Raw genomic sequence first — 16,230 nt, forward strand, 5'->3', positions numbered from 1 at the left:
GTCATCGTGGGTCTCCACTTCGAGGGTGCTGTGAGAGGTTCACTCGAAGGGTCACGCGGTGACCGCGCCGTCGTCTACCGCGACGCGCTCACCGGGCTACCGGTACACCACTCTGGCGGACTCCACTACAGGCTCACCCCGACCGGACCCGCACTGGCGTGTTACTGACCCACGCTCCTAGGTCCAAGGTCATGTGTCACCGGCCGGGCAGGAGACGAGATTGATACCCCACCCCGGTAGGGGGGATGAACGCCGAGGAGGAGCTGCGATGCCCCGGGAACCACAGCAGAGCGCGTGCTTCGGTGAGATGACCGCGAAGGCGGCCCTCTGGGCCCGAACCCGTCCCCGTAGGATCGACGGCTCGCCGACCGTGCGCACGATCTCGGCGCTGGCCGCGCTCGTCGTCGTCGCCGGCGGCCAGGCCGCACACGTGCGCCGTCGCTACGGGGAGGCGCCGCCTGGTGTGCCCGACATCGATGTGACCGTCGAGCCTTCCGGTGTCGGTGCGCAGGGCGGACGCCCCGTGGAGGTTGCGGTGTTCGGCGACTCGTCGGTGGCCGGGGTGGGTGTGCACGACATCGAGGAGGCGTTACCGGTTCAGCTGGCACAGCGGGTGTCCGACATGTCGGGACGTCCGGTGCATGTCGTCGGCTACGGAGTATCGGGTGCGACGACCAGGGACGTGCTGGTCCACCAGGTCCAGCGAGCGGGCCAGGGGCACGACGTGTCCGTGCTCGTCGTGGGCACCAACGACGTCACGCACCTGACACCGCTGGCGGCCCTGGCACGTACCACCTCCGAGCTCTTCTCGGCCTTGACCGGCGAGGGTGCGCCGGCGGTGGTCTCGAGCCTTCCCGAGATCCGTGCGATGCGGGTGCTGCCCAACCCGTTGCGGGCAGCCGCGTGGGCGTACGCGCGGCTCGTGCGCAGGGTGCAGCTCCGTGCGGCCGAGCGGAACGACCTGGTGCACCTGGTGGACGTCTGTCGTGCCGTGGGCCGCGAGTTCATCGGTGGCGGCCCCTACATGAGTTCCGACCTTTTCCACCCCTCGGCAGCCGGCTACGGACGGATCGCCGACACCCTGGCGCCGGCCGTGGTCACGGCGCTCCGGACACACCAGACGGGAGTGGTCTCATGAGGCGTCGGGGGAGCGAGACCGACCAGGGGCTTGCGGGCAGCATCGCCGGTCTGCTCGGGGACGACCTGCCGGTGCGGCTTCGGGCCTACGACGGAAGCAGCGCGGGCCCTCAGAGCGCCCCGGCGACCCTCGTCGTGCTCGCCCCATCGGCAGTGCACCGCGTGCTCTCCGCACCGAACGAGCTCGGGTTGGTCCGTGCCTATGTCGCCGGCGACATCGAGGTGGAAGGGGACATCTACGCCCTGCTGGCGCTCCGCGAAAGGCTCCGCCCGACCCTCGGCGGGCCACGGGCGCTGCTGGAAGTCGCACGGCTCGTGAGAGCGGCCGGCGGTGTCCGACGACCTCCCCCGAGGCCGCCGGAGGAGGCCCACGTGCGCGGGCGCCGCCACAGCCGGTCGCGTGACGCGGAAGCGATCTCGCACCACTACGACGTGCCTGGTGACTTCTACCGCCTGCTCCTCGGTCCGACCATGACGTACTCCTGCGGCGTCTGGGAGAGCCCGGACGCCGGGCTCGACTCCGCCCAGGAGGCCAAGTACGAGCTCATCTGTCGCAAGCTGGGCCTCAGAGCCGGTATGCGGTTGCTCGACGTCGGCTGCGGGTGGGGCGGGATGGCGATCCACGCCGCGCGTCACCACGGCGTACGAGCCGTCGGTGTCACCTTGTCCCAGCAGCAGGCGATCACGGCCAGGCGCCGCGTGGCCGCCGCGGGGCTCAGCGAGCAGGTGGAGATCCGGATGGCCGACTACCGCGATGTGACCGCCGGCCCATACGACGCGATCAGCTCCATCGGCATGTTCGAGCACGTCGGCACCGCCCAGCTGGGTGGGTACTTCTCGCGCATGCGCCAGCTTCTGGTGCCGGGCGGCCGACTGCTGAACCATGGCATCAGTCGTGCCGCGGGCCAGCGGCCCATGCCCGTCGGGGGGTTCATCCAGCGCTACGTCTTCCCCGACGGGGAGCTGCAGGAGATCGGCCAGGTGATCTCGGCCGTGCAGAGCGCCGGGCTCGAGGTCCGGCACACCGAGAACCTGCGCGAGCACTACGCCCTGACGCTGCGGGCATGGGTCCGCAATCTGGAGGACAACTACGACGAGGCGGTACGCCTGGCGGGACCTGGTCGCGCGAAGGTCTGGCGACTGTACCTGGCCGGCTCGGCGCTGGGCTTCGAGAGAGGGGAGATCGAGATCCACCAGACCCTGGCTGTGCGACCGGACCACGGCTCGAGCGGGATGCCGCTGCGCCCGGACTGGGACGTGGCGACCAGGTCCTGACGGGCGGCGGCTGCGGCAGGAGAGCCACCAGGGCGAAGGCGGCACCTCTCGTGCCGCGGCGAGCTCTCACCCACGTGGACCGGGTGGGGTTTCGTGGGCTGCCGTGCCGCCGTGCCGCGCTTCACCGGAGACGGCTGCCGGGTCCTCCCGGAACTCGACCCGGTGGGCCACACGTGGTCCACCCTGCTCGGCATCGACCTCTCGTGCCCCTGGAGGGACTCGAACCCTCACGCCTCGCGGCACTCGATTTTGAGTCGAGCGCGTCTGCCATTCCGCCACAGGGGCCCTGCTTCGAGCCCTCACACTAACCCGGTGACGGTCGCGACCCGCATGTGCGACGCGAGACGTCGTGCGGGACCCTGCGAGACCTGTGCGGCGCTCCGTAGCGTTGGTGCGGGTCAAAGTTGTCGACCCGGCGGAGTCCTACCACCCCCACCGGATCGTCGGGGCCGCGGGCCAGGACGGCGACCGTGGACCGGGCTCGGACCACAGGGTGGTCGTCTGTGGCGCACGCGATGCCCGAGCCGCGATGCCCACGGCTCCGTGACCACTACGCTGTCCCTCGTGACTGCACAGGACGCGACCGCGGGCGAGCCGACTCCGGCTGCCCCCCTGGACCTTCCCCCGCTCGTCGAGCCCGCCGCCGACGCGGGCCGGCCGGAGGCCCGACCGGCCCGCCGTGCCGTCGTCGCCGAGGACGAGGCGCTCATCCGCATGGACGTCGTCGAGACGTTGCGCGAGGCCGGCTTCGACGTCGTCGGCGAGGCAGGCGACGGCGAGCGTGCGGTCGAGCTCGCGACCGAGCTGCGGCCCGACGTCGTCGTCATGGACGTCAAGATGCCGGTGCTCGACGGCATCTCCGCCGCCGAGCGCATCGGCAAGGCCCACCTCGCGCCGGTCGTGCTACTGACGGCCTTCTCCCAGCGCGAGCTGGTCGAGCGTGCGCGGGACGCCGGTGCGATGGCCTACGTGGTGAAGCCGTTCAGCCCCGCGGACCTGTTGCCCGCGGTCGAGATCGCGATCTCCCGCTACTCGCAGATCTCGGCGCTCGAGTCCGAGGTCGCCGACCTGGCCGAGCGGTTCGAGACCCGCAAGCGGGTGGACCGTGCCAAGGGCCTGCTCATGTCGAAGATGGGGCTCACGGAGCCCGAGTCGTTCCGGTGGATCCAGAAGACCTCCATGGACCGTCGGCTGACCATGCGCGAGGTGGCCGACGCCGTCATCGAGCAGGTCGGCGGCACCGGCTGACGAGGCTCGTCGGCGGGGGCTCTGGCCCTGCCACCCCGAGGTCGCTCGCCGGGTGGGTCGTGCCGCGGGCAATGGTCACAACTGTGCAACGACATGCCGCGGGATGCGTGTTGTGACCTGCGCGACACACATCATGGGTACCTTTCCGGCACACCCTGCGACCGGTGGAGCCACCACCCGAGCAGCAGTCCTCAGTGGAGAGGTACCCACGCAATGAACCGATCGACTCACGCAGTACGCGCGGCGGCGTTCGCCGGCGCCGCCGCCCTGGTCCTGACTGCATGCTCCGGCGGCGCCGACGAGGATGGCAGCGGCACCGACACCACGGGTGGGGGCACCGACGCGCAGCCGCTGATCGTCGGCTCGCTCCTCCCGCAGACGGGTTCGCTGGCCTTCCTCGGCCCGCCCGAGATCGCCGGCGTGGACCTCGCCATCCAGGAGATCAACGAGGCCGGCGGAGTTCTCGGCCAGGACGTCGAGATCGTTCACGCGGACTCCTCGGACGCCGACAACGCCGAGGTCGCCACGCAGTCGGTCGCCGACCTCATGAGTCAGGACGTCCAGGTCGTCGTCGGTGCGGCGTCGTCCTCCGTGACTCTCAACGTGCTCGATGACATCACGGGTGCCGAGATCGTGCAGATCTCGCCCGCGAACACGGCCACGGCGCTCAGCGGTGCGTCGCCGTTCTACTTCCGGACCGCGCCCTCCGATCTCGTCCAGGGCGCGGCGCTCGGCAACCTCATCCTCCAGGACGGCCGCGCGAACGTCGCCTTCCTCGTCTTCAACGACGACTACGGGATCACGCTCCGCGACGTGGCGAAGCGGACCATCGAGGAGGCCGGTGGGACCGTCGTCTACGGCAACGAGGGCGAGGAGTTCGACCCGGCGTCGGACGACGTCGTCGCCTCCGCCGTCACCGCGGCGCTCTCCACCAACCCTGACGCGATCGTCGTCATCGCGTTCGACCAGACGAAGCTCATCGTCCCCGCGCTGGCTTCGGCGGGCGTCCCGGGCTCGATGATGTACTTCGTCGACGGCAACCTCGCCGACTACAGCGCCGACTTCGAGCCGGGCACGCTCGAGGGCGCCAAGGGCACGCTGCCCGGCAAGGCTGCCGACGAGTCGTTCCGCGAGCGTCTGCTCGAGGTCAACTCGGGGCTGACGGACTTCTCGTACGCGGCCGAGTCGTACGACGCCGTCATCCTCGCCGCGCTCGCCGCGGTGCGTGGTGAGGGCACGGACGGTCCGACCATCCAGGAGAACATGGCGGCCGTCTCGGGCGCCGAGGGCGGCGAGGAGTGCGCGTCGTTCGCCGAGTGCGTCGACCTGCTCGAGGCCGGCGACGACATCGCCTACCAGGCCGTCTCGGCGGCAGGCCCGTTCAACGAGGACAACGACCCGTCCTCGGCCTGGGTCGGCATCTACACCTTCGGCCCGGACAACAAGTACACCTGGACGAGCGAGGTCTTCGGCGAGCTCTGACGCCGTCGTCGTCTGGTACACGGAAGGCCCGGTCAGGAGATCCTGACCGGGCCTTCCGGCGTCTGGCGGCTGCGACAGCGGCTACGACAGCGCCGCGTCCGGGCCGGGCACGGCGCTACGCGAGCGGCGGCACGTCCTTGCCGGCGGACTCGACGTCGGCCGCGAGCGTGCCCAGGTAGAGCTCGATGACCTTGGGGTCGTGCATGAGCTCGCGCCCCGTGGCGGTGTACGCGTTGCGGCCCTGGTCCAGCACGTACCCGCGGTCGCAGATCTGCAGGCACCGACGTGCGTTCTGCTCCACCATGATGATCGAGACGCCGGTCCTGTTGATCTTGCGCGTCCGGATGAACGTCTCGTCCTGCCGGACGGGTGACAGGCCGGCGGAGGGTTCGTCGAGCAGCAGGACCGACGGCTCCATCATGAGCGCACGCGCCATGGCGACCATCTGACGCTCACCTCCTGAGAGCGACCCGGCGCGCTGCTTGCGCCGGTCACCGAGCGTGGGGAACAGGTCGACGATGGCCTCGAACCGCTCGGCGAACCGCTTGGGCGCCTGGTAGCTGCCCATCTGGAGGTTCTCCTCGATGGTCAGCGAGGGGAACACGTTGTCGTTCTGCGGCACGAAGCCGACACCCCGGTGGACCAACGAGTCCGCGCGGTGGTTGGTGATGTCCTCGCCCTTGAGCGTCACGGTTCCGGAACGGACCGACACCAGGCCGAACAGCGCCTTGAGCAGGGTCGACTTGCCCGCACCGTTGGGACCGATGATCCCGATGAGCTCGCCGGGGTACACGTCGAGGTCGCACCCGTTCAGGATGTTGACACCGGGCAGATACCCGGCGACGAGGCCGCTCGCACGGAGCAGGGGGTCGCGGGTCGGCTGACCGGCCGTCGGAGTGTTCTGGGTGGCGGTCGTCATGGCTTCTCCTCCAGACGGGCTGCGCGCTCCGCCTGCTCGTCCTCCGCTGCGACCTCCGCCTCGAGCCGGGTGGCGACCTCGTCCGACAGCACGGAGTCGTCACCGAGGTCGGTGTCGTGGTGGGCGCCCAGGTAGGCGTCGACGACAGCCGGGTCGGTCATGACGGTCGACGGCGGCCCCTCGGCCACCAGCCTGCCCTCGGCCATCACTGCGACCCAGTCGGAGATGTGCCGGACCATGTGCATGTCGTGCTCCACGAACAGGACCGTCGTGCCCTGGTCGCGGAGCGCCTGGATGTGGCTCAGCAGCGACTGCGTGAGCGCGGGGTTCACGCCTGCCATCGGCTCGTCGAGCATGACCATCGTCGGCTTGCTCATGAGTGCGCGCGCCATCTCGAGCAGCTTGCGCTGACCTCCCGAGAGGCTGCCGGCGAAGTCGTCCTTCTTGTCGAGCAGCCTGAACCGGTCGAGCAGCTCCTCGGCCTGCGCGGTGATCTCTCGTTCGCGGGGTCGCCAGATCGGTGGGACGAGCGCGCGGGCGAGGTTCTCGCCCGGCTGCTCCGTGGCACCGAGCCGCATGTTCTCCATCACGGTCATCCGGCTGAGTGCCTTGGTCAGCTGGAAGGTGCGGACCATCCCGGAACGGGACACCTTGGCCGCAGGGACCCCGGCGAGCGGACGACCTTCGAACGACCATGTGCCGCTGTTCGGCTTGTCGAAGCCGGTGAGGAGGTTGAACAGCGTCGTCTTGCCCGCACCGTTCGGGCCGATGAGCGCCGTGATCGTGCCGCGCTGGATCTCCAGGTGCTTGACGTCGACGGCCGTCATGCCCCCGAAGTGCCGGGTGACGTCGTCGGCCACCAGGATGGCGTCAGGCTTGAGCGATCCCGGGACGCGCTCGACCCCCTGGAGGGCGGCGAGGGTCTCAGCGGACATTGATGGCCAGCTCCTTCTTGTCGCCGAGCATCCCTTGTGGTCGGAAGATCACCAGCAGCATGAGCGTGACGCCCACGATGATCCAGCCGAACTGCTCGATCTGCTCCGCGCGCAGGACGGTCGAGGGGACCACCTCGCGCATCACCGTCTTGATGAGCATGAGCACGGCCCAGAACACCATCGAGCCGATGACCGGGCCGAAGACCGTGGCTGCACCCCCGAGCAGCAGGATCGTCCAGACCCAGAAGGTCATCGGGCGCCCCATCGAGTCGGGTTGGACGGCTCGGGGGAGCACGTAGATGATCCCGGCGATCGACCCGATCACCCCGCCCAGGACCAGGGCCTGCATCTTGTAGCTGTAGACGTTCTTGCCGAGCGAGCGGACGGCGTCCTCGTCCTCGCGGATGCCCTTGAGCACGCGCCCCCACGGGCTGCGCAGGAGTCGCCACACGAGCACGCACGCGAGCGCGACGAGGAGCCAGCCGACGATGCGCAGCCACCAGCTGTTCGACGAGCTGTTGGAGTAGGAGAACGGGCCGAGGGCCGTCGATCCGTCCCCGAGCGGCGACAGGGCCTGGAAGGTCGCCTTGTAGCTGTCGCCCCGCAGGCCCGACGACGCCCCCGTCACGTCCGTCAGCGCCGTCGACCGGCCGACGATGCGCACGATCTCGGCCGCCGCGATCGTCACGATCGCGAGGTAGTCCCCTCGCAGCTTGAGCGTCGGGATCCCGAGGATGAGCGCGAAGATCACCGAGCAGGCGACGGCCACGAGCACGGCCAGCCAGATCGGGTAGCCGGCGATGGTCGAGACCGCGAACCCGTACGCCCCGAGCAGCATGAAGCCCGCTTGCCCGAAGTTCAGCAGACCGGTGAGCCCGAAGTGGATGTTGAGGCCGATCGCGGCCAGGGCGTAGGCGGCGGTGGTCGGCGCGAAGAGCTCGCCCGCGACCAGGGTGAGGATGCGTTCCCAGTCCATGATTCCTCCGTTATCCGACGCGCTCGGCGCGGCCGAGGATGCCTTGAGGGCGGAACAGCAGGACGAGGATGAGGATCACCAGCGCTCCCGCATACCGCATGTCCGAGGGGATGACGAGGTTGGACAGCTCCACGACCAACCCGATGACGATGGAGCCCGCCAGGGCGCCGAACGCCGTCCCGAGGCCGCCGAGCGTCACGGCGGCGAACATCAGGAGCAGCAGGGTCGAGCCCATGTTCCAGGCGGTGGCGTTGAGGTAGAGGCCCATGAGCACGCCCCCGAGACCCGCGAGACCTGCACCGATCGTCCAGACCATGCGCACGATGCCGTCGACCCCGATCCCCGATGCTGCGGCGAGGGCGGGGTTGTCGGAGACCGCACGGGTGGCCCGGCCGACCCGGGTGGCGACGAGGAAGTATGAGACCCCGCCGAGCGCCGCGGCCGCGATCCCGAGCGAGATCAGGGACTGCTGCGTGATGAGGATCGGTCCGAGCGCGACGGTCTCCGGGTTGGAGCGCACGATCCGCAGCGACCCTGCGCCGAAGAAGAACTGGAAGACGTACTGCAGCGTCACGGCGAGCCCGATCGTCACGATGAGCTGCTGCGTCATGCCGACCCGACGCTTGCGCAGCGGGCCCCAGATCGCGGCGTCCTGCAGGTAGCCCGACGCGGCGGCGAGCGCCACCGCGATCGCACCCGACACGAGGAGCGGCAGACCCACGAGCTGGGTGAAGACGTAGGCGAGGATCCCGCCGAGCGAGACCTGCTCGCCGTGCGCGAAGTTGCTGAGACCCGTCGTGCCGAAGATCAGGGAGAGGCCGACCGACGCGAGTGCGAGGAGCGTGCCGAACACGAGGCCGGCCGAGGCCTGCTGCGCGACCCGGTCCCAGTTCACGCCCCCGCCGCTCGCGGTGCCCGGCACGGTGTTGTCGAGCCCGGGCTCGCCGCCGGTCGCGGGCGGCGGCGCGTCGCCGTCCCCCGTCGCGCCGCCGCTCGGGGCGGCGGGTCCGGTCGGGGTGCCCAGCGGGAACAGCGCCGCAGCGACACCGCCGAGCGAGACGGTCACGGTCCGGGGGTTGTTCGCCGGGTCCCGGAGCGTCTCACCCGCGGGCAGCGTCGCCTCGTCGAGCGTGACGGTGTACTGGCCGGCCTCGGTGACGGGGAGCGACCACCGCCCGTCGGGACCGGAGGTCACCTGCTGCTCGCCGCCAGGTCCGGCGACCTCGAGGGCGACGCCGACGGCGGGTTGTCCCGCGCTGGTCCGCAACGTCCCGGTGATGCAGGCGGTGCCTGAGTCGGGGGCGCACGCGACGGTCTGCGCGGCAGCCGTACCGCCCGGGCCGACGGTCGCGAGGACGAGACCGAGCATCGCTGCGAGGGCGGCGAGCACGGTGGCGCGGGTCAGGGGGGAGCGGTCCATGGACGTGGCTCGGCGCACCTGGGACCTCCGTCCGGTCATGTTCGAGGTGGTCGGGCTGGCATGTTCCTGGCGTCCTTGCCGAAGGCACCATCCGCCGTGTGGGAAGGACCCTAGAGGAGGAATTGTGTCGCGAACGTGTCCTGACACGCGAACGACGACATGGTGGGTGATCGGATCGTCACCGTATGGGTGATCATCGGGTGAAGTCTCGCGCGGGGGCGTCGGGCTTCCCTAGGCAGACCGACCGAGCCTTTGTCATGATCGGCACAGTGTTGCTCCGCGGCGCTGCTGCGCCGCCCGGAGCCTTCCCCGCTCGAAGGAGGTCGCAGTCGTGCGTCCAGGGTTCCAGGTGAGGGCGGCGGCACCGGCGGATCTCGAGGGACTCGTCAGCCTGTGCCTGGAGGCGCGCGCCGAGTCCACGGTCGGACCGCAGATCTGCAGCGCCGACCGGGACCGGCTCCGTGACCAGCTCGGGACGCTGCTCGCGACCCCGGGCGGCCAGGCTCTCGTAGGACTCGTCGACGGCGAGCTGCTGGGGCTCCTGCTCGGCCGGGTCGTGGGACCCGGGCTGTTCACCCTCGACGTGAGCTTCCACGTCGAGGCGCTCTACGTCGGCTCGCGCGCGCGTCGTCGTGGGCTCGGGCACGCGCTCCTGGCGCGGGCGCTCGCCGTCGCCGAGGAGGCCGGCGCGACGCAGGTCTACGCCGTCCCGCTGCCCGGGGCGCGCGGGGTCCAGCGGTTCTTCGCGCGGCTCGGCTTCGCGCCCGCGGCGGCCCATCGAGTCGTGACGACGCACGCGCTGCAGCGCCGTCTTGCGGGCGACGCCGTCGGCGCGGTGCCCGGGCGGCGGGGCAGCCGCGGTCTCGAGGAGATCATCGCGCGGCGCCGACAGGTGCGTTCGGTGTCCCGCGCGGCGGTGGTCGACCAGCGCGCGCCGCGCGAGCACAGCACCGTGGTGGAGAAGCGCGACGACGTCCGTTCGTCCTCCGCGACCGCGGACGCGGAGTCTCAGTCGCCCGCGCGGGCGTCCATCAGCATGCAGGTCAGGCGTGCCGTCGCGACACGGCGCGACGCGGAGTCCTCGAGCACGACCTCGTAGGTCGCCGTCGTCCGGCCGAGGTGCAGCGCGGTGGCCGTCCCGGTGACGAGCCCCGAGCGCACGCCGCGGTGGTGCGTGGCGCTGACCTCGATCCCGACCGCGATCCGACCCTCCCCGGCGTGCGCCATCGCGGCGCAGGACCCCAGCGTCTCGGCGAGCACGACCGACGCGCCGCCGTGGAGGAGCCCGTAGGGCTGGGTGTTCCCCTGCACCGGCATCGTGCCGACAGCGCGGTCGGGGGCCACCTCGAGCAGCTCGATCCCCATCCTCTCGAGCAGGGTGCCTGCCGCGCCCGCGCGGAGAGCCTCGACGAAGTCGGTGTCGGTCATGGCGGATAGGTTGGCACCCGTGAGCGAGAACCCACCAGCCGCCGCGCGCGTCGAGCCGGCCGCGGCTGTCGCGACGACCCCGCCCCGCCTGCTCCTGATCGACGGGCACTCGATGGCGTTCCGTGCGTTCTTCGCGCTGCCGGTCGACAAGTTCAACACCTCCACCGGACAGCCCACCAACGCGGTGTACGGCTTCACGTCGATGCTCGCGAACCTGCTGCGCGACGAGGCGCCGACCCACGTCGCGGTCGCGTTCGACGCGGGGCGGACGACGTTCCGGACCGAGGAGTACGCCGGGTACAAGGGGAACCGCGACGCGACCCCCGAGCCCTTCCGCGGCCAGGTCGCGCTGATCCAGGAGATCCTCGCGACGATGCACGTCCCCGTGCTCGAGAAGGTGCACTACGAGGCCGACGACATCCTGGCCACGCTCGCGGTCCAGGCGCGGGGCGCGGGGATGCAGGTGCTCGTCTGCACGGGCGACCGCGACGCCTTCCAGCTGATCAACGACGACGTCACCGTGCTCTACCCGGTCAAGGGCGTCTCGGACCTCGCCCGGATGACGCCCGAGGCGGTCCGGGCGAAGTACGGCGTCCCGCCCGAGCAGTACCCCGACCTCGCGGCCCTGGTCGGGGAGACGAGCGACAACCTGCCGGGGATCCCTGGCGTCGGTCCCAAGACGGCCGCGAAGTGGATCGAGACGTACGGCGGACTCGAGGGCGTCGTCGCGCACGCCGACAAGGTGCCCGGGAAGGCGGGGGACGGGCTGCGCTCGAACCTCGACCAGGTGCTGCTGAACCGACGGCTCAACCGGCTCCTGACCGACCTCGAGCTGCCGCTCGGTCCGGAGGACCTGGCCGCGCGCCCGTGGGACCGCGAGGCCATGCAGACGGTGTTCGACTCGCTCCAGTTCCGCGTGCTGCGCGAGCGGATGTTCGCCATGGTCACGCCCGATCAGACCGAGACGGACCTCGGGGGCGAGCAGCCGGCCCTCGCGGTCGCCACCCTGGAGGACGGCGAGCTGGCCGCGTGGCTCGACGACCGTGCGGGGGCACGGCTCGGTCTCGACGTGCGCGGGTCCGGCGCCTCGGCCGGCGGGGACGCCTGGGGCGTGGCGATCGCCGACGACGCCGGGCAGGCGGTCGCGTTCGACCTCACCACGATCACCCCGACGGACGAGGCGGCGCTCGGACGCTGGCTGGCCGACCCCGCCGCCCCCAAGGTGGTGCACGCCTCGAAGGACGCGTGGCACGCCCTGGCCGGGCGCGGGTTCGAGCTCTTGGGAGTCCGGTTCGACACGGAGCTCGCCGCGTACCTGTGCCAGCCCGACCGGCGCGGCTACGAGCTCGGCGACCTCGCGATCGGCTACCTGCGACGTGAGCTGCGTACGGACGAGGCGGCCACGACGGGCCAGGGCGCGCTGGACCTCGAGCTCGACGGGTCGGACGAGGGGCGGCGCGCCGCGGTCCGCGCCGCCGCCGTGCTCGAGCTCTCCGGCGTGCTCACGCAGGAGCTCACCGAGCGGGGCGCCGCGACGCTGCTCGGCTCGCTCGAGCTGCCGCTCGTCGACGTGCTCGCACGGATGGAGCGCACGGGGATCGCGGCCGACACCGACTACCTGACGGGCCTCGAGAAGCACTTCGACGCGATGGTGACGCAGGCCGCGGGCGAGGCCTTCGACGTCATCGGCCGCGAGGTCAACCTGGGCTCCCCGAAGCAGCTCCAGGAGGTGCTCTTCGACCAGCTCGGCATGCCGAAGACCAAGAAGATCAAGACCGGCTACACCACCGATGCCGCCGCGCTCACCGACCTCTTCGAGCGGACCGGGCATCCCTTCCTCCAGCACCTGCTCGCCCACCGCGACTCGATCCGCCTGCGACAGACGGTCGAGGGCCTGCTGCGCTCCGTGGCCGCCGACGGGAGGATCCACACCAGCTTCCAGCAGACCATCGCGGCGACGGGTCGGCTGTCGTCGACCGATCCGAACCTGCAGAACATCCCGATCCGGACGGAGGACGGGCGTCGGATCCGGCGCGCGTTCGTCGTCGGCGACGGGTACGGGACGCTGCTGACGGCGGACTACAGCCAGATCGAGATGCGGATCATGGCGCACCTCTCGGGCGACGCAGGGCTGATCGACGCGTTCCGCACGGGCGAGGACCTGCACAGGTACGTCGGGTCGCGCGTGTTCGGCGTCGGTGTCGGCGAGGTCACGCCCGAGATGCGCTCGAAGATCAAGGCGATGTCCTACGGACTGGCCTACGGGCTGTCCTCGTTCGGGCTGTCCAAGCAGCTGGGGATCGAGGTCGGTGAGGCCGCGAAGCTGATGGAGGACTACTTCTCCCGGTTCGGCGGGGTGCGGGACTACCTCACCGGGGTCGTCGACGAGGCGCGCGCGACCGGGTACACGGCCACCATCCTCGGCCGTCGCCGGTACCTGCCTGACCTCACGAGTGACAACCGGCAGCGCCGGGAGATGGCCGAGCGGATGGCGCTCAACGCCCCCATCCAGGGCAGCGCGGCCGACCTGATCAAGGTCGCGATGCTCGGCGTCGACCGCGAGCTGGTCTCGCGTGGCCTCCGCTCGCGGCTGCTGCTCCAGGTGCACGACGAGCTCGTGCTCGAGGTCGCCGCGGGGGAGCGCGACGAGGTCGAGGCGCTCGTGCGTGCGCAGATGGGTGCGGCGGCCGTGCTCGACGTCCCGCTCGACGTCTCCGTCGGGGCGGGCGCGAGCTGGCACGAAGCGGGTCACTGAATCCGGCGCGGGTGCCTGGTCGGCGCGGACGGACGTCACGGCCGGTGCGTCACCAGGATCGCCGTCCCGGGCAGCCGCGCGCCGCGGACCGCGCTCCAGCCGCCCCACGTGCGGTCGTGCCCCGCCGGCCACTCGGGCTCGACCAGGCGGTCGAGCACGAGCCCGGCCGCGACGACGTCGGCCACGTGGTCACCGAGCGTGCGGTGGTACTCCGCATAGGTGACCCGGCCGTCGTCGTCCGTCTCGACGTAGGGGGTGCGGTCGAAGTACGACCGGGTCGCGGTGAGTCCACGCTCGCTCGGGTCGTCGGGGAACGCCCACCGGGTCGGGTGCGTGACCGCGAACACCCATCGGCCGCCCGGCCGAAGCACACGCGCCGCCTCGGCGTGGATCCGCTCGGCGTCGGGCACGAACGGCACGGCGCCGTAGGCGGTGAAGGCGATGTCGAAGCTCTCGGCGGCGAACGGCAGCGTCCGCGCGTCCGCCTGGACCATCGGCACCGTGACGCCGGTCTGCGCGTCGAGCACCCGGCCGGCCGCGAGCATGCCGCCCGCGACGTCGGTCGCCACGACACGAGCCTCCTGCTGACGGAGCCACCGTGAGCACTGGGCCGCGCCCGCGCCGACCTCCAGCACGTCGCGGTCGGCCACCGGGCCGAGCAGCCCGGCCTCGGCCTCCCGCAGGCCCTCGGGGCACCAGCAGAAGTCGGTCGGCCCCAGGAAGTCGCCGTGCTCGGCGAGGTACTCGGTGGCGTGGGAGTCCCACCACCGACGGCCGGCGCGGCCGCCGGCGTCGGGCGGAACGGGGAAGTAGCCGGCAGATGCGCCACGGGACGACATACGGGTAGTTTCTCCCGAGCCGGGTCGGTACTGGGTCGTAACATCTCCGTGATCTGGCCCGTCTAGCGTCTGAACCTCTGCGGCTCGTCATGACGTCGCACGGTGAAGCCCACAATGAGGAGTGATCGCGTGAGAAGTTCCTTCAGGCTGGCCGCGGCCGGCGCCGCGGCGGGGCTGGCCCTGACCGCCTGCGCCGCGAGCGAACGCGACAGCGGCGGCGGCTCGACCGACGGCGCCACGAGCGAGGGGCGGGACACGTTCATCTTCGCCGCGTCTGCAGACCCGGCGTCGCTCGACCCCGCGTTCGCCAACGACGGCGAGTCCTTCCGTGTCGCCCGACAGATCTTCGAGGGCCTGGTCGGGACGGTCCCGGGGACGGCCGATCCGGCTCCGCTGCTCGCCGAGGCGTGGGAGGTCAGCGAGGACGGCCTCACCTACACGTTCGACCTCAAGCAGGACGTGACCTTCCAGGACGGGACGCCCTTCAACGCGGAGGCGGTCTGCTTCAACTTCGAGCGCTGGAACAACTTCACCGGCGTGCTGCAGTCCGAGAGCCTCTCGTACTACTGGCAGAAGGTGAACGGCGGCTTCGCCACCAGCGACGTCGCGAGCCTCGACGGCACCGGCAAGTACAAGAGCTGCGAGGCCCAGGACGAGAACACCGCCGTCATCACGATGCAGAGCCCGCTGCCTGAGTTCATCTCGGCGCTCTCGCTCCCCGCGTTCTCGATCCAGTCGCCCACGGCGCTCGAGAAGTACGACGCCGACGCCGTCGGTGGCGAGGAGTCCGCGCCGGTGCTGCCGGAGTACGCCACGGCGCGCCCGACGGGGACCGGTCCGTACGTCTTCGAGAAGTGGACGCGCGACCAGGAGGTCACCCTCACCGCGAACGAGGACTACTGGGGCGACCAGGGCCAGGTCCGGCGGATCGTGTTCCAGGTGATCTCGGACGCGAACGCCAGGCGCCAGGCGCTGCAGGCCGGCGACATCGACGGCTACGACCTCGTCGGGCCTGCGGACGTCGCGGCGCTCGAGGAGGCCGGCTTCCAGATCGTGAACCGTGAGCCGTTCAACATCCTCTACCTGGGCATGAACCAAGCGAACCCCGACCTCGCGGACGTGCGGGTGCGGCAGGCCATCGCGTACGCGATCAACAAGGAGGCGCTCGTCGCTCAGACGTTGCCCGAGGGCACCGAGGTCGCGACCAACTTCGTGCCGCCGTCGGTCGAGGGCTGGAGCGACGAGGTCGCGACCTACGAGTACGACCCCGACAAGGCGCGCGCCCTGCTCGCCGAGGCCGGCAAGTCGAACCTCACGATCGACTTCAACTACCCGACCAACGTCTCGCGGCCGTACATGCCGACGCCCGAGCAGACGTTCCAGGCGATCAGCGCGGACCTGCAGGAGGTCGGCATCACGGTCAACCCGGTACCCGAGCCCTGGAGCCCGGAGTACCTCGACCGCATGCAGGGCACGCCGGACCACGGTCTGCACCTGCTCGGCTGGACGGGGGACTACAACGACACCTACAACTTCATCGGTGTCTTCTTCGGTGGTCCGTCGAACGAGTGGGGCCCGATCGACCCCGCTCTCTCGAAGATGATCAACGACGCGCGGTACAAGACGAGCAAGGACGAGCAGGTCGCGGCCTACGAGGCGGCGAACGAGGCGATCCTCGAGATGGTCCCGGGCGTCCCGCTCGCGCACCCCGTACCGTCGCTGGCCTTCAAGCCGGAGATCAAGAACTACCCGGCCTCACCCGTCCAGGACGAGGTCTACAACGTCATCACGATCGAAGAGTGAGCAGCAGCTAGCT

The 16,230-nt window shown here is 70.8% G+C and carries 13 protein-coding genes and 1 tRNA gene; 7 read left to right on the forward strand and 7 right to left on the reverse strand.

Annotated features, from left to right (window positions below; genetic code table 11):
• Positions 1-268: 268 nt before the first annotated feature.
• Both HIR71_RS11795 and HIR71_RS11800 read left to right on the forward strand, forming a co-directional pair.
• Positions 269-1,138, forward strand: coding sequence for an SGNH/GDSL hydrolase family protein (locus HIR71_RS11795; protein ID WP_169325270.1), 870 nt, complete (start codon positions 269-271; stop codon positions 1,136-1,138).
• On the forward strand, positions 1,135-2,412 hold the full coding sequence (locus HIR71_RS11800) for an SAM-dependent methyltransferase (protein ID WP_169325271.1): 1,278 nt from the start codon (positions 1,135-1,137) through the stop codon (positions 2,410-2,412). The genes HIR71_RS11795 and HIR71_RS11800 overlap by 4 nt, the downstream gene beginning before the upstream one ends.
• A gap of 204 nt (positions 2,413-2,616) precedes the next feature.
• Here the strand turns inward: HIR71_RS11800 and HIR71_RS11805 are convergent.
• A tRNA-Leu gene (locus HIR71_RS11805) sits at positions 2,617-2,697 on the reverse strand.
• A 279-nt stretch (positions 2,698-2,976) separates the two neighbouring features.
• Between HIR71_RS11805 and HIR71_RS11810 the strand changes: the two genes are divergently transcribed.
• Together HIR71_RS11810 and HIR71_RS11815 are read left to right on the forward strand one after the other, a co-directional pair.
• On the forward strand, positions 2,977-3,660 hold the full coding sequence (locus tag HIR71_RS11810) for an ANTAR domain-containing response regulator (protein ID WP_169325272.1): 684 nt from the start codon (positions 2,977-2,979) through the stop codon (positions 3,658-3,660).
• Positions 3,661-3,873: 213 nt separating this feature from the next.
• The gene (locus tag HIR71_RS11815) at positions 3,874-5,142 is read left to right on the forward strand and encodes an ABC transporter substrate-binding protein (RefSeq protein ID WP_169325273.1); all 1,269 of its coding nucleotides are present in this window, start codon (positions 3,874-3,876) and stop codon (positions 5,140-5,142) included.
• A gap of 115 nt (positions 5,143-5,257) precedes the next feature.
• Here HIR71_RS11815 and HIR71_RS11820 read toward each other — a convergent pair whose 3' ends face one another.
• From HIR71_RS11820 to HIR71_RS11835, 4 genes are read right to left on the reverse strand one after another with little or no spacing between them, the layout of a single operon-like run.
• Positions 5,258-6,061 (reverse strand): ABC transporter ATP-binding protein, encoded by an 804-nt coding sequence (locus tag HIR71_RS11820; protein WP_169325274.1) that lies wholly within the window; start codon positions 6,059-6,061, stop codon positions 5,258-5,260.
• Positions 6,058-6,996 (reverse strand): ABC transporter ATP-binding protein, encoded by a 939-nt coding sequence (locus HIR71_RS11825; RefSeq protein ID WP_169325275.1) that lies wholly within the window; start codon positions 6,994-6,996, stop codon positions 6,058-6,060. The genes HIR71_RS11820 and HIR71_RS11825 overlap by 4 nt, the downstream gene beginning before the upstream one ends.
• Positions 6,986-7,972, reverse strand: coding sequence for a branched-chain amino acid ABC transporter permease (locus HIR71_RS11830; RefSeq protein WP_169325276.1), 987 nt, complete (start codon positions 7,970-7,972; stop codon positions 6,986-6,988). The genes HIR71_RS11825 and HIR71_RS11830 overlap by 11 nt, the downstream gene beginning before the upstream one ends.
• 10 nt (positions 7,973-7,982) lie before the next feature.
• Positions 7,983-9,392: a branched-chain amino acid ABC transporter permease gene (locus HIR71_RS11835; RefSeq protein WP_249051819.1), complete on the reverse strand. Its 1,410-nt coding sequence runs from the start codon at positions 9,390-9,392 to the stop codon at positions 7,983-7,985.
• A gap of 331 nt (positions 9,393-9,723) precedes the next feature.
• Here HIR71_RS11835 and HIR71_RS11840 point away from each other — a divergent pair, with 331 nt between their 5' ends.
• On the forward strand, positions 9,724-10,491 hold the full coding sequence (locus HIR71_RS11840; RefSeq protein ID WP_169325278.1) for a GNAT family N-acetyltransferase: 768 nt from the start codon (positions 9,724-9,726) through the stop codon (positions 10,489-10,491).
• Here the strand turns inward: HIR71_RS11840 and HIR71_RS11845 are convergent.
• Entirely contained in the window at positions 10,401-10,820 is a 420-nt protein-coding gene (locus HIR71_RS11845; RefSeq protein ID WP_169325279.1) for a PaaI family thioesterase, read from the reverse strand. The two genes, HIR71_RS11840 and HIR71_RS11845, sit on opposite strands and share 91 nt — an antisense overlap.
• A gap of 112 nt (positions 10,821-10,932) precedes the next feature.
• Here HIR71_RS11845 and polA point away from each other — a divergent pair, with 112 nt between their 5' ends.
• Positions 10,933-13,575, forward strand: a complete 2,643-nt coding sequence (gene polA / locus HIR71_RS11850) for a DNA polymerase I (RefSeq protein ID WP_249051822.1) — start codon at positions 10,933-10,935, stop codon at positions 13,573-13,575.
• A gap of 35 nt (positions 13,576-13,610) precedes the next feature.
• Here the strand turns inward: polA and HIR71_RS11855 are convergent, their stop codons facing one another.
• A complete protein-coding gene (locus tag HIR71_RS11855) occupies positions 13,611-14,414 on the reverse strand; it encodes a class I SAM-dependent methyltransferase (RefSeq protein WP_169325281.1) in 804 nt (267 codons plus the stop codon).
• A gap of 114 nt (positions 14,415-14,528) precedes the next feature.
• Here HIR71_RS11855 and HIR71_RS11860 point away from each other — a divergent pair, with 114 nt between their 5' ends.
• Positions 14,529-16,217, forward strand: a complete 1,689-nt coding sequence (locus HIR71_RS11860; RefSeq protein ID WP_169325282.1) for an ABC transporter substrate-binding protein — start codon at positions 14,529-14,531, stop codon at positions 16,215-16,217.
• The last annotated feature ends 13 nt before the right edge of the window (positions 16,218-16,230 follow it).

The organism is Cellulomonas fimi (assembly GCF_012952065.1).
In the GTDB taxonomy this organism is placed as follows: Bacteria; Actinomycetota; Actinomycetes; order Actinomycetales; family Cellulomonadaceae; genus Pengzhenrongella; species Pengzhenrongella fimi_A.